Below are 20,226 nucleotides of genomic sequence, written 5' to 3'. Positions count from 1 at the left end.
CCGCCGACATCTGGGCCTTCGGCGTCCTCGCCCACCAGGTCCTCACCGGCGGACTCCACCCCTTCCCGGGCGCGACGGCCCGGGCCCGCTCGCTCGCCGCCCAGACCTACGCACGCGGCACCGCGCCCCTGCGCCTCGACGCCGGTCTCGACGAGGACCTGCGCCGGCTGATCGCCGACTGCCTGGCCCCGGACCACGCCGCCCGGCTCCCGCACACGGCCGGCAGCGTCGCCGCCCGGGTCGAGGCCGCCACCGCCGGTCCGCACCGCAACCGGAGACGGAAGCCCGCCCTCGCAGCCGGGCTCGTCGTCCTGACCGCCGCCGCGGTCGCGGGGGCGGCCCTGCTCGGCGGAGGCGATGGCGGCCTCACCCAGGACGGCGGAGGCGCCGGCGGCACCCCCACGGTCACCGGTACATCCAGCCCGCTCGCCGGTGAGATTCCCGAGAACTCCGACGTACCCGAGGCGCTGCGCCCCGTCATCGCCCGCGCGGCGCACCGCTGCACCGACGAGGAGATCACGCCCGCCCTGCTCGCGGCGCTGATCAAGGCGGAGAGCAACTTCGACCCCAAGGCCTCCCGCCCGGAGAGCGAGGAGTACGGCATCGCCATGTGGACGCCGTCGGTGTTCCGGGCGTGGGCCGTCGACGGGGACGGCGACGGCGACAAGGACCACATGTCGCCACCGGACGCGATCTCCACCATGAGCCTGTACGTGTGCTGGCTCGACCAGCGCTTCAAGCAGGAAGGGCTGCCGAAGAAGGACCTTCCCGCGCTCGTCGCGGCCGGCTACCGCACCAGTGACCGCACGGTCATCGAGGAACGGGGCGTGCCGGAGCGGGTGCGGCCGCACGTGGACAAGGTGATGCGCTACCTCGCCGAGTACGAGGGCTGAGCGGCACGAACGCGAGCGGTGGACGGAGCCGCAGCCCCGCCCACCGCTCGTCCCCCGTTCCCGTCACGGCCGCGGCGAGCCGCACTCCGGGACGTTCGGCAGCCGGTTGTCCGGCGAGCTGATGTAGATGTTGGAGATGTAGCCCCCGTACTGGGGCAGATAGGCCCACCAGTCGTTGGTGTAGGGCGGCACACTGACCACCTCGCCCCGGGTCTGGCAGCCGACCAGCACCTCGACACCGGCGGGGAGCCGCGTGATCCGCTCGTCGCCCGTGGCCGGCCCCTTGCGGACGTTGACGAGCTCCCCCCAGGTGCCGAACCAGGTCCCGGCGGGCCGTGCCCCGCCCGGCACGTTCAGCGAGCGGGTCAGCCGGCCGATGTCGGTGTAGGCCTTGCCGTACGTCGTGCCGGTCTCGTGCAGGGTCAGTACGGCCACGATCGTGCGGTCGTTCGCGCCCACCGTGCCGGTGGTGTGCAGCGCGGGGCGGGTGAGGTCGACGGCGGCGGCCCGGGGAGCGGCGGCCGTCTCCGCGGACGTCGCCGCAGGCGCTGCCTGGGAGCCGCACGTGCCCTTGGCGAACTTCCCGGACCAGCCCTGCTTGACCGCCCAGGGCCGGTCGAACGCGCCGGCGATGCCGAAGTGCTGGTCGAAGTGGTCGGTGGCGGAACAACGGGTGGAACGGCGCAGATTGTCCATGATGAAGGTGCGGACGGGTGCGGGCGCCTTCTCCAGGATGTACCGGTAGACGGCCACCGTGTCCCGGGCGGACATGGCCGTGTAGCCCCAGAACCCCGCGTACTCGGCGGGTGGTGCCTTCGTGTCGCGCAGACCGACCTCGGGCCGGTCGAGCATCCGCTTGATGATCTCCGAGCCGCCGTACGTCGACCAGTAGTGGTTCGCGGCGTCGTCGTCGCTGCCGCGCAGCATCGACTCCAGCCGGGCGCGGTCGGGCGCGGGGATGACGTAGTCGGGCCCCCGGCCCCACAGGAAGTCCAGCGCCAGCAGGAGCTTGACGACCGATGCGGACCGGAACTGCGCACTTTCGTTGACCTGTTCGGTGAACGCGCCGGTCTGCCGGTCGAAGACGGCGACGCCCGCGGTGACACCGGGCGGGATCTGGGCCGCTGCGGAGCTCTTGATGCTGCCGGCCGCCCCCTCCGTCCGGGGGTGTGCCGCGGCACCGCTCGTGAGTGACGCGACCGTGACGACGGCCGCGAGCGCGGCGGCGCCGCGCAGGAGCATGCGCATGGTTGCCCTTCCTGGATCACCCGGTTTGTCCGACGGGGCCTTGGCCCGCGGCGCCACGATAGGAGCCCGGCCGGAGCGGGCGCTCCTGACGGATGTCAGGTGTCGGCCGCGGGGTGACGACCCTTACGGTCATGACAGCGGGGCGGCGGCCGGTACGGGGGCCGGCCGCCGCGCACGCCCCGACCCCCCGACGGCACAAGAAACGAAAGAGGGCTCATGAGCCGCCGATCACTCACGACACTGCTGGCCGCGGGGGGCGCCGCCGCGGTGATGGCGCTCCTTCCGGCCTCCGCCCACGCCCAGACGTCTTCGGGCGGCAACTACGGCCTCTACGGCATGGAGGGGCAGTACCCCACCACCTCGTTCTGCACGGGCACGTTCCGGCAGATCGGGCCCACCCAGTACGCCGAGGGCATGGCCCTGAAGTACTTCTACTCCGACAAGTGCGGCTCGTTCGCCCGGATCGAGAACTCCCGGCCCGGCTGCTCGGCCGTACTGCAGCGCTCCAGCGACAGCACGGGCCGCAACGACGGCTGGGTCGCGGAGAGCGTGGACTCCGGCGTCAACTACGCCTACACGCAGATGGGCAACAACCTCAACGGCCGCGTCTCGCGCGCCCTCCTCGCGTGCGACGGCCACGACCTGGTGAACACCGCCTGGTACTGAGCCGCACCACGGGCCACCGCCCGGGGCGGACCACCGCGCACGCGGTGGTCCGCCCCAGACGTGTCCGGACGGTGGCGGGGCACGGCCGAAAACCGCTCGACGGCCACCGCGGTCCCTGTCTACGATCCACCGCGCGGCATCGCGTGCCGGTCACCGTCCGGGTGAGGCATGGAGGCGCCGTGGAGATGCCCGTGGAGGCATTCAACCGTGTCCGTCGAGTTCAACCACACCATCGTCCTGTCCCGTGACCGGGAGAAGTCCGCTCACTTCCTCGCCGAGATTCTGGGTCTGGAGGTCGGCGCCCCGGCCGGCGTGTTCCTGCCCGTGACGACCGCCAACGGCGTCACGCTGGACTTCGCCACCATCGACGCCGACATCCCCGTGCAGCACTACGCGTTCCTCGTCTCCGAGGACGAGTTCGACGAGGTCCTGGACCGCCTCGTCAAGGCCCGCGTCCCCATCCAGGCCGACCCGCACGGCAACCACCCCCGCCGCATCAACCGCAACGACGGCGGCCGGGGTGTCTACTTCCCCGACCCGGCGGGCCACGGCCTGGAGATCATCACGCGCCCGTACGGCGCCGACCCGGCCTCCGAGCTGAACGGGGTCACGGAGGACGTGCCCGGGGCGGTCTGACCGGCCCGGTGGGTCAGCCGCCGTCCGACCGCACTGCCACGGAGGCCGGTTCGTCGCCGGCCTCCGTGGTGTCGTCCCGGCGCGGGAGCAGCAGCGGGGTGAGGAGGAGCAGGGCACCGGCCAGCGCGATGGCCGTGCGCGGGCCGGTCCTGGAGGCCAGTACGCCCCACAGGGCGGTCATGGTCGCGGTGGCGGCCTTGCCGGTGGCCGACCAGGCGGACAGGGTCCGCGTGACCCGGCCCGCGGGGGTGCGGTCGAGGCGGTGCGTGGCGAGGACCGGGTTGTAGACCGCGCAGCAGGTGATCAGGCCGAACTCGACCAGCACGACCAGGACCAGGCCGGGCGCGCCGGGGCCGGTGAAGGCCAGGCCGATCGGCCAGCCGGCCCGCAGCGCCCCCGCCGTGACCAGAACCCGGTGCCGGCCGTGGCGGGCGACGAGACGCGGCGCCAGGCGGGAGCCGAGCAGGCCGCCGGTGCAGGGCACCGCGAAGGCGAGGGCGTACTGCCAGGGAGCGAAGTGCAGGTCGTCGACCATCAGGATCAGCAGCGGCGGAGACGCCGCCATGATCAGGGAGTTGACCAGCAGCGTGTTGAGGAACAGCGGGCGCAGTGCCGGATCGGCCAGGATGTGGCGCCAGCCCTCCAGCAGGTCGCGGGCCCGCGGCACGGCGGGTTCCGGTCGTGCCGGACGCCGCTCGGCGTCGCCGATCGCCCGGATGCCCGCGGCCGACAGCAGATAGCTCACCGCGTCGGCCACCACCGTCGTCACCGGGCCGAACAGGCCGACGGCGGCCCCGCCCAGCGGCGGACCGACCATGCTGGCGGTCCAGGTCGTCGCCTCGAACCGTCCGTTCGCCACGAGCAGGTCCTGCCGCGGCAGCAGGTCCTTCAGGAACGCCCCGGCGGCCGCGTTGAAGGTGATGCCGGCCGCCGCGACGGCCACCGACACCAGCAGCAACTGGCCGAAGCTCAGCCGGCCGAACGCGAACGCCACGGGGACGCTCAGCAGCACCGCGCAACGGACCAGGTCCGCCGCCATCATCACCGGCCGTTTGCGGCGGACCTCCACCCACGGCCCGAGAGGCACCGACACCGCGGCGCCGACCGCCGGTCCCACCGCCGCCAGCAGTGAAACCTGCGCCGGCCCGGCATCCAGGGCGAGGACCGCGATCAGGGCGAACGCGTCGAACGCGAGCCAGGTGCCGGCCGTGCTGACCGCGTACGCGCCCCACAGCCATCCGAACCGCCGCCCCAGCGACCGTCTGCCCGCCATACCCGACGCCCCCGTTCTCCCGGACAACCCGGCGTTGTCCGGGAGTCATCCAAGCGAGAAGGGGGCGGGCCGGGCAAACAACCGTACGGCCCGCGCGGCACAACCAACGGTTGTGCCGGGGGTGCGGGGGCGGAGGGTCAGCGCTGGTAGAGCCCCACCAGCGTCCCGTCCGCGAGGCGGTGCTTCTCGACCTCCTCGTGCACCTGGTCCGCGCGCGGAGCGTCGGGCAGGACGCACGGCTCGGACAGCGCGTAGAGCCGGAAGAAGTAGTGGTGGGCGTCGTCACCCGGCGGCGGGTGGGGGCCGCCCCAGCCGTGCTGCCCGTAGCCGTTGACGAGTTCCGTGCCGCCCGGCGGGCTCTGCCCGGCCTCGACGCCGTCACTGTGCGGGTCGATGCCGACCACGACCCAGTGCGCGAAGGTGCCCGACGGGGCGTCGGGATCCTCGCACAGCAGGACCAGTTCGGCCGCGTCGTCCGGCACACCGCTCCAGGTCAGCGGCGGAGAGACGTTCGGTCCCTCGTACGCGTGCCGGCGCGCGATGAAGGAGTGGTCGTTGAACGCGTCGCTGCTCAGTTCGATGCCGGTCATGTGCCCCGGGGTACCCCCGGAGGCCCCTGGGCACACGGTTCGGACCTGTTCCCCCGGGTACCCGCCGGGCGAGCCGGATCCGAGGCGGGGGAGAGAGGAACCCGACGATGTCTCCCCTGACAGAGGACCCCGCGGCGGGTGTCCGCGAGGACCGGCGCGCCCCGGCCCGCACCGCCCGGCTGCGCAGCCGCATCCCCGAGCCGGACGAGGAGCCGGACCTCCTCGGCCAGTACCTCGCACAGATCTCGGCGACCCCGCTGCTCACCGCCGAGGACGAGGTACGGCTCGCCCGGCGGATGGAGAGGGGCCTGCGGGCGCTGGAGAGGCTGGACGCGGCCGACGCCGGGGAGCACGACCTCACGGCGCAGGGACGCCGGGACCTGGAGGAAGCCGTACGGGACGGACAGGCGGCCAAGGACCACATGGTCCGGGCCAACCTCCGGCTCGTGGTGTCGATGGCCAAACGGCACGCCCACCGCGGTCTGCCCCTGCTGGACGTCATCCAGGAAGGCAACCTGGGGCTGATCCGGGCCGTGGAGAAGTTCGACCACACCAAGGGCTTCAAGTTCTCCACGTACGCGACCTGGTGGATCCGCCAGGCGATCGAACGGGGCCTCGCGGCGCACGCGCGCTCCGTCCGGCTCCCGATGCACGTCGTGGAGCAGCTCCAGAAGATCGCCAAGGTCGAGCGGCGGCTGCGCCTCGACCTGGGCCGTGAGCCGAGTGTCGGGGAGGTGGCACGGGAGAGCGGCCTCGCCGAGGACAGGATCGGCTGGCTGCGCCACGTCGGACGGGACGCCGTCAGCCTGGACACGCCGGTGGACGAGAAGGGCGAGACCGTCGTCGGGGACCTCATCGCCGACACCGAGGTGCTCCAGGCCCCCGAGGTGGCCGAGTTCCGGGCACTCGCCGAGGAACTCCGCGAGGCCGTCGGCACGCTCGCCCCCCGCGAGGCCATGATCCTCAGCCTGCGCTACGGACTGCACGACGGGCACACCCGCACGCTCAGCGAGGTCGCCCGGCGCGTCGGTCTGACCCGCGAGCGGGTGCGTCAGCTCGAAAAGGAGTCACTCGCCCGGCTGCGGGAGCCGGAGAGCCGCGCACGGCTGGTGTCCTGGGCGGGCTGAGCCCCACCCCGCCTCCCGCGTCACGCGCCCCGTGCGGCGAGGACCAGGGAACCGTCGGCCGCCTGCTTCACCCCCACGCCACCGCTGATCCGGTCCAGCGTGGCGCGCAGCCAGGCGCGGTCCACCCCGGGCGCGGGCTCCAGCCGCATCCGCCGCGCCCGGAACGGCAGCATGCGCAGCACGGCCAGCCGCCCGCTGTCGGGCTCGACCGACACGAGGAAGGCGAGCCGCAGGTCGTCGCGGTACTCCTCGTATCCGGAGATGCCCTCGTAGTCGTCGACGAAGTCGCCGCAGCCGTAGAGGATCAGCCGGCCCCGGTACACCTCCAGCGGCCGGGGGTGGTGCGAGGAGTGCCCATGGACGACGTCGGCACCACCGTCCACCAGCGCGTGTGCGAAACGGATCTGCTCGCTCGGGACGCGGTACCCCCAGTTCGAGCCCCAGTGCACGGACACGACGGTGAGGCCGCCGGCTCCTCCGAGGCGCCGGACCGCGGCCTCGGCGGCGGCTCCCGAGAAGCCGGACAGGTAGGCCACGCCCGGCCGGTCCGCGGTCGCCGCCCAGCCGGACGGGATGCCGCTGGAGTGCGCCCCGAGGGCGAACACCCGCAGCCGTCGGCCGCCCGGGAGCGGGATCACCGCGGGTGCGTAGGCCTGTTCGGCGTTCCGTCCCGCGCCCGCCGTCCGCAGCCCCGCCCGGGCCAGCACGTCCAGGGTCTCCAGCAGGCCCGGGAGGCCGAAGTCCAGGACGTGGTTGTTGGCGAGGACCGTCACGTCGGGCCGGGCCACGGCCAGTGCCGGCAGGTTCGACGGATGCATCCGGTAGTGGATCTCCTTGCCGGGCGCGAACGTGCCGCTGCCCGTCACCGACGTCTCCAGGTTCACGATCCGGGCGTCCGGGGCGGCCTCGTCCAGCAGCCGCAGCGCCTCGCCCCACGGCCACGACGGGGCCACGGGCGCCGGCACCGGGCCGTGCGCCGACTCCGCCAGCCGCACGTAGGCACGGGCGTCCTCGGCGCACGCCTCGCGCAGTGCCGGATCGCCGGGATGCGGGAGGATCTGGTCGACGCCGCGCCCGAGCATCACGTCACCGCACAGGAACAGCGTCACGACGCCACCGCCCATCCCTCCACGGTAGGTCAGGCGTCCACCGTCACCGCACACGACCACCCGTACGGGTCCGGCCCCACCCGCAGCCGGTCCCATGCCACCGCCACCGGGACCGCACCCGTGATCTCCACGTCCGCGATGCCGGTGACGGCCAGCCGGACGTCCAGGCCGCCTTCGGCCTCGTCCGCCTCCACGTCCACGGGCACCTGACCGTAGGCCTCCAGCCGGAAGATGACCTCGTCCAGCAGCGCGGCGAGCAGGTCGTCGTCGCTGGCCGCGGGCAGCCGCACCCGGTCCACGGCGGTGGGCCGCACCCCGGAGACGTCCGCGAAGCACTCCACCATCGCCAGGACGGCCTCCGCCAGACAGTGCTCTCTGCACGCCGCCCACGCCTCGATCCGGATGTCGCCCGGATGCGGCACCGCCCGGTGCCCGCACTCGCCCGGCTGCCGCCCTTGCCCGCCGTCGCCCGTGTCACCGCCCATGAACATCGACTGCCCGAGGCTCGCCCTCCCATGCGGCCCCGCCCGCGCGCCCCGGATCAGACGGGCTCGTCCGCGAGGTACGGCGGCGCCGGGTCGTACTGGATGTACCGACGTACGGCCCGCGCGTGCTCCCGGCCGTGCAACCGCCCGACCAGCCACAACGCACTGTCGATTCCCGCCGAGACGCCCTGGCTCGTGACCAGGTTCCCGTCCACGACGTAGCGGGCGTCCCGGACCACCGTCACGTCCCCGCGCGCCTGAAGGTTGTCCTCCTGGCTCCAGTGCGTGGCCACCCGGCGGCCCCGGGCGGGCCCGCCGGCATGCAGCAGGAACGTGCCGGTGCACACGCCGTGGACCCACGCCGCCCGCTCCGCCGTCTTCCCGATCCAGTCGGTCACGGCCGGGTTGTGCAGCTGGCTTTCGCGCGCGCCCAGCCCGCCCGGCACATGCAGCACGTCCAGCGGCGGATGGTCGTCGAAGGTGTGGTCGGGCAGGACGCGCAGCCCCTTGTTGCAGCGCACCGGCCCGGGACGCTCGCAGACCAGCACCGCCGTGTCGCCGGCCTCCCGGAGCCGGGCCGAGACGGTGAACACCTCCCAGGGGCCCACGAAGTCGAGCTCCTCGGCGTCCTCGAAGACCAGCAGGCCGTAGGTCGTCATGCGGTTGGTCCCTTCTCTGCGAGATCCGCCCGGGCTCCTGTCGTGGAGCGGAACCGGGCGCGGTAGTCCGACGGCGCCACGCCGAGCCGGCGGTGGAACGTGCGGCGCAGGGTCTCGGCCGTGGCGAAGCCGCAGCGGCGGGCGATGACCTCCACCGGCTCGTCGCCGCCCGTGAGCGCCCGCTGCGCCGCCTCGACACGCACCCGCTCCACGTACGCCGCCGGCGGCGCGCCCATCTCGGCGGTGAAGCGGCGCTGAAGATGGCGCGGGCTCAGCCCGGCGTGGGCGGCGAGACCGGCGATGTCGTGCCGGGCTCCCGGGTCGGCGTGGATCGCGGTGACCGCGGCCCGGACCGGGTCCGTCGCAGGCTGACGCGACCACAGCGCCACACTGAACTGCGACTGTCCGCCCGGCCGGCGCAGGAACAGCACCAGCCGGCGGGCCACCTCGTGCGCGACGTCCCGGCCCAGGTCGTCCTCCACCAGGGCGAGCGCCAGATCCATCCCTGCCGTCACCCCGGCCGACGTCCACACCCGCCCGTCCCGGACGAAGATCGGGTCGCAGTCCACCCGCACCTCGGGATGCTCCCGGGCCAGCTGCTCCTCACGGGACCAGTGCGTGGTGACCCGCCGCCCGTCCAGCACCCCCGCGGCCGCCAGCAGGAACACCCCGCTGCACACCGAGGCCACCCGGCGGGCACCGGCCGCCGCGGCTGCGACCCACGCGAGCAGCTCCGCGTCCTCACGAGCCCGGTCGACGCCCTGGCCGCCGACCACCACGAGGGTGTCCGGCCCGGCCGGATCGAGGTCCGCGACGCCGTGCCCGGCGTGCACGAGCAGCCCGCTCGCCGACCGGACCGGCCCCGCCCGGGGCGCCACCACGTCACAGGTGTACCCGCCCGCACCGTGGAACACCTCGTGCGGTCCGGTGAGGTCGAGCGGCTGGAAACCGTCGAAGACGACGAAGACGATACGGCGATCGGTCACGCCCCCACGCTCCACCGGCCCGCCGTACGGCGTCAACGACACGCATCCCACAGATCGCGCCATGGGATGTCCACCGCGGTGGGGGTACCCCGGGAACCGGGGGAGAGGAGGCTGACGATGATCTCCCGGACGGTCACCCTGCCCGCGGGCCGCGCGGCCCTCACCGGCGATCTGACCGTGCCGCCGGACGCCCGCGCGGTCGTGCTGTTCGCACACGGCAGCGGCAGCTCCCGGCACAGCCCCCGCAACCGCGAGGTGGCTGCCGGCCTGCGCGCCGCCGGGCTCGGCACCCTGCTGATCGACCTGCTCACCGAGGAGGAGGAACGGCTCGACGCCCGCACCGCCGAACTCCGCTTCGACATCCCCCTGCTGGGCCGCCGGCTGGTGGCCGGCCTCGACTGGCTGGCGCGGGAGCCCGGCACTTCGGGCCTGCCCGTGATCCTGTTCGGCGCCAGCACCGGCGCGGGCGCGGCCCTGCTCGCCGCCGCCCGACGGCCCGACCGGGTACGGGCGGTCGTCTCGCGCGGCGGACGGCCCGACCTGGCGGGTGACGCCCTGGACTCCGTACGGGCCCCGGTGCTGCTGATCGTGGGCGGCCGGGACACGCACGTGCTGCGGCTCAACGAGGAGGCCGCACGGCGCCTGCCCACGCGGCCCACCCTCCACGTGGTGCCCGGCGCCACCCACCTGTTCGAGGAACCGGGCGCCCTCGACGAGGTCACCGAGACCGCCCGGCAGTGGTGCGACCAGCAGGTACGGACCGCCCAAGGCCGGTGACCGGTCCGTGTGCATCGTCGGCGTACGCGGGGGTACGCGGGAGCCGGACCGGCCGAGGGCCCTCTTTCGTGCGAGAAGCAGAGGTGACCGTCATGCTGTTCCGTGATCGACGGCAGGCCGGTGAGGAACTGGCCGAAACACTGCGGGCCAGGCAGCGCGAGGGGGCCCTGCCCGATCCCCTCGTCCTCGCCCTGCCCCGCGGCGGCGTCGCCGTGGCGCGCGAGGTCGCCGCCGCACTGGGCGCCCCGCTCGACGTGCTCGTCGTACGCAAGATCGGGGCTCCCCACCATGAGGAACTCGGCGTCGGCGCGATGGCCGGGGACGAGGTGCCGCTTCTCGACGAGGACGCCCTGCGCCACCTCGGCATCGGGGAAGCCGCCCTCGCCGGCGTCATCGAGCGCGAGCGCGCCGAGCTGCGGCGCCGCGAGCGGCTGTACCGGCAGGGGCGGCCCGCCCCGGACCTGCGGGGGCGGACCGTGATCGTCGTCGACGACGGCCTGGCGACCGGCTCCACGGCACGCGCCGCACTGCGCTTCGTACGGCGGCAGGCACCGGCACGCGTGATCCTGGCCGCGCCCGTCTGCTCCCCGGAGGGGGCGGACCTGATGCGCGCCGAGGCGGACGAGGTGATCTGCCTGCACCGGCCGGCCGCGTTCATGGCCGTGGGCCTCTGGTACGAGGACTTCGGGCAACTGACGGACCAGGACGTCCTGAAGGCGCTGCACGTGCCGCTTTGACCAACTGTTCACCTGGCAGGAGTGGCGAGATCCAGCCACGCCGGACGAGGATGTTCCACCCCCACACCTGCATCAGGAGCAACAAGTGAACGTCTCGCTGTCCGGGTGGCTGCTGACCGTTGCGGCCCTGTGCGTGCTCGTCGCCGTCGACTTCTTCGTCGGCCGCAAGCCGCACGACGTGTCCATCAGGGAAGCCGGGACATGGACGGTGGTGTGGGTCGTCCTGGCGGCCCTGTTCGGCGTGGGGCTCTGGTACGTCGGTGGGAGCGGGCCCACGGGCGAGTTCTTCGCCGGGTACATCACCGAGAAGTCGCTCAGCGTCGACAACCTCTTCGTCTTCGTCCTGATCATGGGCAAGTTCGCGGTGCCGTCGCAGTACCAGCAGCGGGTGCTGATGATCGGCGTCCTGACGGCCCTGGTGCTGCGGGCGGTGTTCATCGCGGCGGGCGCGGCGATCATCTCCGCCTTCTCCTGGGTCTTCTACCTCTTCGGGGCCTTCCTGATCTGGACCGCCTGGAAGCTGGTCCAGGACGCGCGCACGCAGGACCACGAGGAGGAGTACCAGGAGAACAAGCTGCTGAAGATGGCGGAGGAGCGCTTCGGGGTGGCCGACCGCTACCACGGCACGAAGCTGTTCATCACCGAGAACGGCAAGCGCGTCATGACGCCGATGCTGGTCGTGATGCTCGCCATCGGCTCCACCGACGTGCTGTTCGCCCTCGACTCCATCCCCGCCATCTACGGCCTGACGCAGGACCCGTACATCGTGTTCACGGCGAACGCCTTCGCCCTGATGGGCCTGCGTCAGCTGTACTTCCTCATCGGCGGCCTGCTGAAGAAGCTGGTCCACCTCTCCTACGGCCTGTCGATCATCCTCGGCTTCATCGGCGTCAAACTGGTGCTGCACGCGCTGCACGAGTCGGGTGTCCACGTCCCCGAGATCGGCATCCCGTTCTCGCTGAGCTTCATCGTGCTGGTCCTGGCGGTGACGACGTTCACGAGCCTGCGCGCGTCGCGCAGGCAGGAGGCCGAGCAGGCCGAGCAGGCGGACCGGCCGGCCGGCGAGGCCGGCTAGGCGAGCGGGGAGGGACTGCTCTCAGACGACGCCGTCCGCCCGGAGGGCCGCCACCTCCCCGGCGGTGCGGCCCAGTTCGGCCAGGATCGCATCGGTGTGCTCACCCACCGCAGGCACGGGGTCCATCCGCGCGGGCAGCCCCGCGAGGTCGGCGGGCGGGAGCAGGGCCTCCACGGTGGCGCCCGGCACCTCGACCTCGCTCCAGCGGCCGCGGGCCGCCAGCACGGGGTGGTCGAGGAAGGCGGCGACGTCGTTGACCCCGGCACAGGCGATGCCGATGCGCTCCAGGTCCTTCAGGATCTCGTCCGAGCCGGAGCGGGCGAACCGCTCGGCGACTACGGCGTTCAGCTCCTCGCGGTGGGCGACCCGGTCGGAGCCGGTGGCGAACCGAGGATCATCGGCCAGGTCGGGGCGGCCGAGGAACTCGGCGCACAGCGCCACCCATTCCCGCTCGTTCTGGATGGAGAACAGCACCTCCCGGCCGTCGGCGGCCGTGTACGTCCCGTACGGCGCGATGGTGGCGTGCTGCGTGCCGAGCCGCGGGGGCTGGGTGCCGCCGTGCCGGGTGTAGTAAGCGGGCTGGCCCATCCACTCCGCGAGCGCCTCGAACAGCGAAACCTCCACGGGGTGCGCCTCGCCGGTGGTGGCGCGCGTGTACAGAGCGGTGAGGACACCGCTGTAGGCGTACATGCCTGCGGCGATGTCCGCGACGGAGATCCCGGTCCGGGCGGTCCCGTCGGGGGTGCCGGTCAGCGACACCAGCCCGGTCTGGCACTGCACCAGCAGGTCGTAGGCCTTGCGGTCGGACCAGGGGCCGGTCGTGCCGTAGCCGGAGATCGTGCACGGGATCAGGCCCGGACGGCGGCTGGTGACGGTGGCGGGGTCCAGCCCGAGGCGGGCGGCGGCGCCCGGGGCGAGGTTCTGCACGAAGACGTCGGCCCCGTCGAGGAGGTCGTGCAGGATCTCGTGGCCCCGGGGGTCCTTCAGGTCGAGGGTGAGGGACTCCTTGGAGCGGTTGAGCCAGACGAAGTAGCTGGAGTGGCCGTGCACGGTCGTGTCGTACCGGCGGGCGAAGTCGCCGCCGCCCGGCCGCTCCACCTTGATCACCCGGGCCCCGAGGTCGGCGAGCTGCCGGGTGGCGTAGGGCGCCGCCACGGCCTGCTCCAGACTGACCACCGTGACCCCGGCCAGGGGATACCGCTGCACGCTCATGCCTCAAGCTCCAGGATCGTGTACGGAGGGCGCTCCGACAGTCTGCCGCAGGGAACGGGCTGCCGGGCGGGCCGGCGGCGCGATCCGGATCACGTCGGCCTTACCACGTTCACGGCCTGGCCAGCCGGCGCATCGCCAGGGCCAGTTGCAGGCGGAGCCGGCCCTGTGGGGTGCGCAGCGGCCAGCCGAGGAGGTGCTCGGCGTGGGTCAGCCGGTCCTGGAGCGTGGAGTGGTGGACGTTGATCCCGGCGGCGGCCGCCCGCAGGCTCCCCGTGGACGCGACCGCGTGCAGAGTGGCCGGCAGCCAGGGGGCTTTCGCCGCGGCGGCCTCCAGGGCACGGACGTCGGGTGGCGGCTCGGAGCCGGGCGCGACGAGATCGGCGAGGAGGGCGATCCCGCCCAGCTCCTCGGCGTGTACGACCTGGGGCCCGGGGTCCTGCGGCGTGCCCTCGGCGGTGAACCGCAGCGCGGTCCGGGCCTCGGCCCAGGAGCGGGGCAACTCCAGCACGGGAACGGCGGGTCCGACACCGAGACGCCCGGCGGGGAGACCGGGGCCCGAAGGAGCGGGCCGGAGGCCGGTGACGGCGGTGGCCGGGCCGGCGCTCGGTCCGGTCCGGGGGCGGACAGCGGCCTGCGCGGTCACGGGATGTGTCCCGGCGCCGGTGCGGAGTCCGGGCGCTGCCTGGGCTGCGGGGCGGGTGGGTTCGTCGGCTTGTGGGGGCAATGCGCTGCCGGGATCGTCCGGCCGGGGCGATGCGACGGAGGTGGCGGCCCCGTCGATGCTCGCCGTGCCGTGCACGCCCGCCGGGTGTGGTGCGGCTGCCTGGCTCGTCCGGCCGGTCCGCGGCCGGAGGGGGGCTTCCGCCGCCGTTCGACCCGCGAGTGGAGCGGTCTCCGCGTCGGCGGGTATCACCCCTGGCCGGCCGTTCAGCGGGGCGACGGCCCGGGCCGGGGCCGTGGGGTCCAGACCGAGGCGGCGGGCGGCGTGCAGGCGGGCCCGTTCGGGAGCCGTGCCGTCGAGGAGGGTCTCGACCAGGGCCGGATCGTCCGCCGGGGCACGCCCTCGGGTGCGGTCGAGAACCAGCCGGACGGCACCGGCGGCCCGTTCGAGGATCACGGCGTCGACCACGCTGGGGGCGACGGGCTCGGCCAGGTCCGTCGACCGCACTTCCCGCCCCGTTGCCGGGAGGCTTCCCGGCGCTCCCCGTTCCAGCCACAGCGCCCCCGCGCCGCCCGGGCTCAAGGCCGCCGACGGCCAGGCCGGGTCCGTCGGCGCGTCAACGTCCCGCCGGGTGCCGTCGGCCTCCACCCGGACCTGCACGCGCCGCTCCGGGTCCACCAGCCGGGCCGGGCAGCCGGCCAGGACCGCGGCACCGCGCACGAGCGCCTCCACCCCGGCCCTGGACTCGGCCAGACGGTCGAAGTAGGCGATGACCCGGACCGCCGCACCGGCATCCGGGTCGAGGGCGGTCAGCCGCCCGGCCAGCTCCTTCATGAGCCCATAGTGCGGTATGCGGCCACCTTCGCGGCCGTCGGAGCCCGGCGGCCGCAAGAGCGGCCGCCGACCTTGGCCCTCACGCCCCCAGCAACCTCCGCAGCCAGGCCACCTGCGCCCTGCGGGCCGCCTGTGACACCGCGGCCTGAGGCGCGAACCCGTCGAAACCGTGGAAGCCGCCCGGCCACACATGCAGTTCGGCCACCCCACCGGCCTGCCAGATCCGCGACGCGTAGGCGACGACCTCGTCCCGGAAGGTCTCCGCCGAGCCGACGTCGAGGAAGGCCGGAGGCAGCCCAGTCAGGTCCTCGGCGCGGGCCGCGGCCGCGTACTCCGGTACGTCGGGGCCGCCGCGGCGCGGGCCCAGCAGCGCGGTCCAGCCGGTCTCGTTGGCGGTGCGGTCCCACACCCCGAGGCCCGCCATCTGGTACGTGGAGGGCGTGTCGTTGCGGTCGTCGAGCATCGGGCACATCAGCACCTGCCCGATCGGCTGCGGCCCCTTGCGGTCCCGGGTGAGCAGGGCCAGGGCCGCGCACAGCCCGCCGCCGGCGCTCGCGCCCGCAATGACGATCCGCTCGGGGTCGGCGCCGATCTCGGCGGCGTGGTCCGCCGTCCACAGCAGCCCGGCGTACACGTCCTCGACCGGCGCGGGATGCGGGTGCTCCGGCGCCAGCCGGTACTCCACGGACACCACCACCGCGTCCAGCGCCTTCGCCCACTCCAGCGGGACGTCCACCCCTACCCGGTTGTTGCCGATGACCATGCCGCCGCCGTGCACGTGATAGATCACCGGCCGCGGCCCGGCGGACTCCGCCCCGGCCGGGCGGCAGATCAGCAGCGAGATGTCCGGCTCGCCCTCGGGCCCCGGCACCTGCCGGTCCTCCACCTCGAACGCCCCGCCCACGGTCAGGTCCAGATCGGCCAGCAGCTGGATGCCAGGCCCCTGGCGCACCTCGGCGATCTCTTCGGGGGTCAGCCCCGGGCTGATCATGTCCTTGATCAGTTCCAGGGCGGCGGCGAGTTCGGGGTCGAACGGGGGCGGCACGTACGTCATGGCGTCTCCTCACGCGAGGTCGCGGCGGCTCGGACAGCCATGGTCGGCCCCGCGGCCCCGGCAGCGGGCGCCGCCGAGCGGCGGAACCTGCCCGCCGTCCGGCGGGTGGCGTCGCGGCCGGGCGGAGTACACCGCGCTGAGCGGCGCCGGAGGGCGCACGCCCGCCTACGGCTCGGCGGTCAGCGTAGCGGCCTGACACCTCCGCACGGCGGGAGCCACCGCCCCCTCACCCTCGGGCGGCGTCGCCTCGCAGGGCCCGCAGTCCACGGCAGCTATACGCTTTGCTCTTACTTAGGCTGATTGATGCGGTTTGGTGTTCATCCGGCAGGGATGAGTATGCGGTGACGAGGGACCAGCAGTTGCCCGGGCAGTCCGGCATGCGCAGCCCGGAGCAGGCCGACGGGCTGCCGTTCCGCCCGCGCGTTCTCGCCACTGCCCGCCAGGTGGCCGGGGCCGCGGCCCTGGCGGCCGGTCTGCTGGGCCTGGTGAGCCTGGTCGGCTGGGTCTCAGGGGCCGATGTGCTGAAGGAGGTCCTGCCCGGCGTGTCGGTGGCCATGAAGGCCAACACCGCCGTGGCCGTCGTCGCGCTCGGCCTTTCCCTGTACGTGATCTCCCGCGGCCGGATCCGCCCCGTCGCGCTCGCCCTGTCCCGTGCGGCGGCGGTCCTGGTCGCCGTGCTCGGCGCGTTCACCCTCGGGGAGGATGTGGCCGGGGCAGGCCTGGGGATAGACGAGCTGCTCTTCACGGACGACACCGTCCAACGGGGAACGGGGGCCCCGGGGCGGATGGCGCCGAACACGGCTGCGGCGCTGATGGCCGCGGGGGCGGGTTCCCTGTGCGCCGGTGTGTCCCGGATCCCCGCCCGGGTGAGTCAGATCCTGGGCCTGGCCGTCGGCGCTCTCGGCATGCTGAGGCTGTACGGGGCTGCCTACGGGGTGCCCGAACTGGAGCAGTTCCGCCCCTACACGGGCATGGCCCTGCACACAGCGGTGGCTCTGGTGCTGGTGGGCACGGCGCTCTTCCTGGTCCGTCCTGGCGAGGGCCCGGCGGCGCTGCTGCTGAACGCGGGGACGACCGGCGCGCTGGGACGATGGCTGTTCGTCACCGTCGTGGTCGTGCCGCCGCTGCTGGGCTGGGCCGTGCTGGTCGCCGAGGACGCCGGGCTGTTCGGGGAGCGGCTGGGGACCGGGCTGCTCGTCTTCGGTCACGTGGCCGTGTTCACGGCAGTGATCTTCACGACGTTGGCCGTGGGCCGTCGTGTCGAGGTGGCACACGCCCGGCTCGAATGGCGGGTGCGTCAGAACGATCTGCTCCAGGCCTTCATGGAGCACACGCCCGCCATGGTGTTCATCAAGGACCTGGAGGGCCGCTTCCTGGCGGTCAACACGAGGTTCGAGCAGACCCTGCGCCTGTCCCGGAAGCAGGTCCTGGGCCGCCTGGACCAGGACGTCCTGCCGCCCGATCTCGCACGTCAGGGGCGGGCGTCCGACCTCGCCGTGCTGGCGGAGGGCAGGCCGGTGCAGCGGCAGAAGACGTTCGCCCTGCCGGGCGGCCAACGGGATTTCCTGTCCACCCGGTTCCTGCTCAACGACGCCTCCGGGGTGCCGTACGCCCTGTGCGGTGTGTACATCGACATCACCGACCGCGTAGCGGCCGAACGCGAGGTCCAGCGGTCGCACCGGCGGTTCCTGGCGCTGCTGGAGTCCGCACCCGACGCCACCCTGATCACGGACGGCGACGGCACTGTCACCATGGCAAACCAGCAGGTGAAACGCCTCTTCGGACGCGCGCCGGGCGATCTCGTCGGCAGCGACGTCGTCGGCCTGGTGCCGACCGCCCGGCGCCGGCGGCACCACGCGCTCCTCGGGGCCTACCTCCGCCTGCGTGATCCGAAGCCGATGGTCGTGGACCGGGACCTGTACGGGCTGCGCGGCGACGGCTCCGAGTTCCCCGTCGAGGTGAGCGTCAGCAGCCTTCAGGCCGAGCAGGAGACCCTCGTGGTCCTGACCGTCCGGGACATCACCGAGCGTCGACGCCTGGAGGCCGAACGCGCCGAGCGCTACGAGCAGCAGCGGCGGATCGCCTACACCCTTCAGCACAGCCTCATGGGGGAGCCGCCCCGCCTGCCCCACCTGCCGTGCGCCTACCGGTATCTGGCGTCCGTCCGGGACCCCGGAGTCGGTGGCGACTGGTTCGACGTCATCCCGCTCGACGAGTTCCGCACCGGCGTTCTCATCGGCGACGTGATGGGCCGGGGCCTGGAGGCCGCGGCCGTCATGGGGCAGCTGCGCGCCGCAGCCCACGCCCTGGCCCGCACGGGCGCCACCCCCAGCGGGCTGATGAGGGCCCTCGACGCGTTCGTCGGCGACCTGGCGGACCAGCTGGTCACCAGCGTCTACCTGGTCCTGGACCAGGGCAGGCAGGAGATCACGCTGTGCTCGGCGGGACACCTGCCCGTCATCGCGCTGCCGCCCGACGGGCCCGCCCGCCGGCTGGAGGCACCGGTGGGCGTGCCACTGGGCGTCAACGACGCGGGGCACGCGGTGCCGTTCGAGGAGGTGACCATGCCGCTGCCGCCGGGCAGTGCGCTCGTGCTCTACACCGACGGGCTGGTCGAAAGGCCCGGCACCGACATCGAGGCCCAGGTCGACGTCCTGACCCACACCGTCGACGACGCGCTGAAGGGCGCTCCCGTCGACGATCCCGGCACCCTCGACCAGGCGGCGGACCGTCTGATCAGGACCCTGATCGTGGACGCGGACGCCTCCGACGACGATGTGACGCTGCTCCTGCTCGGTGCGCCGGGACGACGTCTTCCGCCGGGGGAGAGGCACCGCTCGTGACCCGCGTGCTCGTACTCAGGGGTTCGTGGCACGGCGTCTGTCACAGTCCGGGCACGCCTCGCGCCTGCTTCTGGCCACGCAACCGAAGTGGCCGAAAGATGTGTCTCCGAGTGCGTGACCGGCCGCCGGGGAGCGGCCGCCTTGGGGGGACGGGAAATGAACGCATGGGCGGTGCCCGGATACACCGAGTCGCTGGAACTGGGGTCGGGGGCGAGCGGGCGGGTGGTCCTCGCCGTGCACGAGGAGACCGGCGTGCCGGTGGCCGTGAAGTACCTCAGCGAGTCTCTGCGCACCCGGCCGGGCTTTGTGCACGACTTCCGGGCGGAGGCGCGGCTGCTCGGCGGGCTGGGGAGCCCGCATGTCGCCGGGCTGTACGAGTACGTCGAGAGCCCGGACGGCGCCGCCATCGTGATGGAGCTGGTCGACGGCGTTGCGCTGCGCACGCTGCTCAGGAGGGAGGGCCCGCTCGCTCCCGAGGCCGCGCTCGTCGTCCTCAAGGGATCGCTGCTCGGTCTGGCCGACGCCCACCGCGTGGGCGTCGTGCACCGCGACTACAAGCCGGAGAACGTGCTGGTCGCGCCGGACGGATCCTCCAAGCTGGTCGACTTCGGCATCGCGGTGGACGCGGGCACCAGCGCGGGCGTGGCGGGCACCCCGTCCTACATGGCCCCCGAGCAGTGGACCGGCGCACCCGCCTCCCCGGCCGCCGACGTGTACGCGGCCACGGCCACCTTCTTCGAGTGCCTGACGGGCCACAAGCCGTACGCGGGTGACAATCTCGCGGAGCTCGCGCTGCGGCACATCGACGCGCCCGTCCCCGCCGAAGAGGCCCCGGAGGCGGTACGGGAACTGGTGCGGCGCGGTCTGGCCAAGGACCCGGCGGAGCGGCCCGTCCAGGCCGAGGCGTTCGTCACCGAACTGGAGGCGGTCGCCGGCACCGCCTACGGCCCCGACTGGGAGGAACGCGGCCGGGGCAGGCTCGCCGCGCTGGTGGCCCTGCTGCCGCTGCTCCTGCCCTCGGCCCGCACCGCGCCCCGGAGCACCACGGACACCGCCCGGACGGTGCTGAGGCGGACGCCGGACCCCGGCCGGGCGCACCCATGGCTGCCCGGCCGCCCCGGACTGATCGTGTCCGCCGCCGCCGTACTCCTCGGAGCCCTCCTGACGTACGGACTTCCGTACGACCCGGGGGCCGCGGCACAGCGGACGGCGCAGGCCCTGGCCACCACCGGTGCCGGGCCCGGCGCGGGGCGGGCCGCCTCCGCTTCTGCCTCCGCCTCGCCGACCACTCCCTCTCCGTCCGCCGCGCCCGGCGCGTCGGACGGCGCGTCGCCGTCCCCCACCCCGTCGGCCCCGGGCCC

Annotated in this window: 19 protein-coding genes; 9 read left to right on the top strand and 10 right to left on the bottom strand. The window is 73.7% G+C overall.

The window, feature by feature from the left end; genetic code table 11:
* The coding region (locus GTY56_RS40295) for a transglycosylase SLT domain-containing protein (RefSeq protein ID WP_237524367.1) at positions 1 to 893 on the top strand (893 nt) is incomplete at its 5' end.
* 63 nt (positions 894 to 956) lie between these two features.
* Here the strand turns inward: GTY56_RS40295 and GTY56_RS03730 are convergent.
* Positions 957 to 2,141, bottom strand: coding sequence for a hypothetical protein (locus GTY56_RS03730; protein WP_161362426.1), 1,185 nt, complete (start codon positions 2,139 to 2,141; stop codon positions 957 to 959).
* A 216-nt stretch (positions 2,142 to 2,357) separates the two neighbouring features.
* Between GTY56_RS03730 and GTY56_RS03725 the strand changes: the two genes are divergently transcribed.
* The gene (locus GTY56_RS03725; protein WP_161362424.1) at positions 2,358 to 2,807 is read left to right on the top strand and encodes a hypothetical protein; all 450 of its coding nucleotides are present in this window, start codon (positions 2,358 to 2,360) and stop codon (positions 2,805 to 2,807) included.
* Positions 2,808 to 3,014: 207 nt separating this feature from the next.
* Entirely contained in the window at positions 3,015 to 3,443 is a 429-nt protein-coding gene (locus GTY56_RS03720) for a VOC family protein (protein ID WP_161362422.1), read from the top strand.
* 13 nt (positions 3,444 to 3,456) lie between these two features.
* Here the strand turns inward: GTY56_RS03720 and GTY56_RS03715 are convergent, their stop codons facing one another.
* Positions 3,457 to 4,716 carry an MFS transporter gene (locus GTY56_RS03715; protein ID WP_161362420.1) on the bottom strand — a complete coding sequence of 420 codons (1,260 nt, stop codon included), beginning with the start codon at positions 4,714 to 4,716 and terminating at the stop codon, positions 3,457 to 3,459.
* 137 nt (positions 4,717 to 4,853) lie between these two features.
* Complete coding sequence (locus tag GTY56_RS03710; RefSeq protein ID WP_107454270.1) at positions 4,854 to 5,306, bottom strand: YbhB/YbcL family Raf kinase inhibitor-like protein; 453 nt, start codon at positions 5,304 to 5,306, stop codon at positions 4,854 to 4,856.
* 107 nt (positions 5,307 to 5,413) lie between these two features.
* Between GTY56_RS03710 and GTY56_RS03705 the strand changes: the two genes are divergently transcribed.
* Positions 5,414 to 6,433 carry a sigma-70 family RNA polymerase sigma factor gene (locus GTY56_RS03705; protein ID WP_161362418.1) on the top strand — a complete coding sequence of 340 codons (1,020 nt, stop codon included), beginning with the start codon at positions 5,414 to 5,416 and terminating at the stop codon, positions 6,431 to 6,433.
* Positions 6,434 to 6,453: 20 nt separating this feature from the next.
* Here GTY56_RS03705 and GTY56_RS03700 read toward each other — a convergent pair whose 3' ends face one another.
* The 4 genes from GTY56_RS03700 to GTY56_RS03685 are packed head-to-tail and all read right to left on the bottom strand — an operon-like array spanning position 6,454 to position 9,672.
* Positions 6,454 to 7,557: a CapA family protein gene (locus GTY56_RS03700; RefSeq protein ID WP_161362416.1), complete on the bottom strand. Its 1,104-nt coding sequence runs from the start codon at positions 7,555 to 7,557 to the stop codon at positions 6,454 to 6,456.
* A 14-nt stretch (positions 7,558 to 7,571) separates the two neighbouring features.
* Positions 7,572 to 8,027, bottom strand: coding sequence for an archease (locus GTY56_RS03695; RefSeq protein WP_161362414.1), 456 nt, complete (start codon positions 8,025 to 8,027; stop codon positions 7,572 to 7,574).
* Between the two features lie 56 nt (positions 8,028 to 8,083).
* Complete coding sequence (locus tag GTY56_RS03690; RefSeq protein ID WP_161362412.1) at positions 8,084 to 8,686, bottom strand: DJ-1/PfpI family protein; 603 nt, start codon at positions 8,684 to 8,686, stop codon at positions 8,084 to 8,086.
* Complete coding sequence (locus GTY56_RS03685) at positions 8,683 to 9,672, bottom strand: DJ-1/PfpI family protein (RefSeq protein ID WP_161362410.1); 990 nt, start codon at positions 9,670 to 9,672, stop codon at positions 8,683 to 8,685. The genes GTY56_RS03690 and GTY56_RS03685 overlap by 4 nt, the downstream gene beginning before the upstream one ends.
* A gap of 117 nt (positions 9,673 to 9,789) precedes the next feature.
* Here GTY56_RS03685 and GTY56_RS03680 point away from each other — a divergent pair, with 117 nt between their 5' ends.
* The 3 genes from GTY56_RS03680 (at position 9,790) to GTY56_RS03670 (ending at position 12,261) form a co-directional block, all read left to right on the top strand.
* Positions 9,790 to 10,449: a dienelactone hydrolase family protein gene (locus GTY56_RS03680; RefSeq protein ID WP_161362408.1), complete on the top strand. Its 660-nt coding sequence runs from the start codon at positions 9,790 to 9,792 to the stop codon at positions 10,447 to 10,449.
* A gap of 92 nt (positions 10,450 to 10,541) precedes the next feature.
* The gene (locus GTY56_RS03675) at positions 10,542 to 11,186 is read left to right on the top strand and encodes a phosphoribosyltransferase (RefSeq protein WP_161362406.1); all 645 of its coding nucleotides are present in this window, start codon (positions 10,542 to 10,544) and stop codon (positions 11,184 to 11,186) included.
* Positions 11,187 to 11,271: 85 nt separating this feature from the next.
* Positions 11,272 to 12,261: a TerC/Alx family metal homeostasis membrane protein gene (locus GTY56_RS03670; protein ID WP_161362404.1), complete on the top strand. Its 990-nt coding sequence runs from the start codon at positions 11,272 to 11,274 to the stop codon at positions 12,259 to 12,261.
* A 21-nt stretch (positions 12,262 to 12,282) separates the two neighbouring features.
* On the opposite strand, the gene GTY56_RS03665 is transcribed toward GTY56_RS03670, so the two are convergent.
* The 3 genes from GTY56_RS03665 to GTY56_RS03655 form a co-directional block, all read right to left on the bottom strand.
* Entirely contained in the window at positions 12,283 to 13,473 is a 1,191-nt protein-coding gene (locus tag GTY56_RS03665; RefSeq protein ID WP_161362402.1) for a CaiB/BaiF CoA transferase family protein, read from the bottom strand.
* Between the two features lie 109 nt (positions 13,474 to 13,582).
* Positions 13,583 to 14,968: a helix-turn-helix domain-containing protein gene (locus tag GTY56_RS03660; protein ID WP_161362400.1), complete on the bottom strand. Its 1,386-nt coding sequence runs from the start codon at positions 14,966 to 14,968 to the stop codon at positions 13,583 to 13,585.
* Between the two features lie 79 nt (positions 14,969 to 15,047).
* On the bottom strand, positions 15,048 to 16,022 hold the full coding sequence (locus GTY56_RS03655; protein ID WP_161362398.1) for an alpha/beta hydrolase: 975 nt from the start codon (positions 16,020 to 16,022) through the stop codon (positions 15,048 to 15,050).
* A 341-nt stretch (positions 16,023 to 16,363) separates the two neighbouring features.
* Here GTY56_RS03655 and GTY56_RS40290 point away from each other — a divergent pair, with 341 nt between their 5' ends.
* Positions 16,364 to 18,865: a SpoIIE family protein phosphatase gene (locus GTY56_RS40290; protein ID WP_161362397.1), complete on the top strand. Its 2,502-nt coding sequence runs from the start codon at positions 16,364 to 16,366 to the stop codon at positions 18,863 to 18,865.
* Between the two features lie 156 nt (positions 18,866 to 19,021).
* Positions 19,022 to 20,226 (top strand): serine/threonine-protein kinase (locus GTY56_RS03645; RefSeq protein ID WP_161362395.1); only part of this gene is annotated, 1,205 nt, incomplete at its 3' end.

This window comes from Streptomyces sp. SID5643 (assembly GCF_009872555.1).
GTDB lineage: Bacteria > Actinomycetota > Actinomycetes > Streptomycetales > Streptomycetaceae > Streptomyces > Streptomyces iakyrus.
The sequence above is the reverse complement of the archived record's forward strand: the minus strand, read 5'-3'. Positions and strand labels throughout refer to the sequence as shown.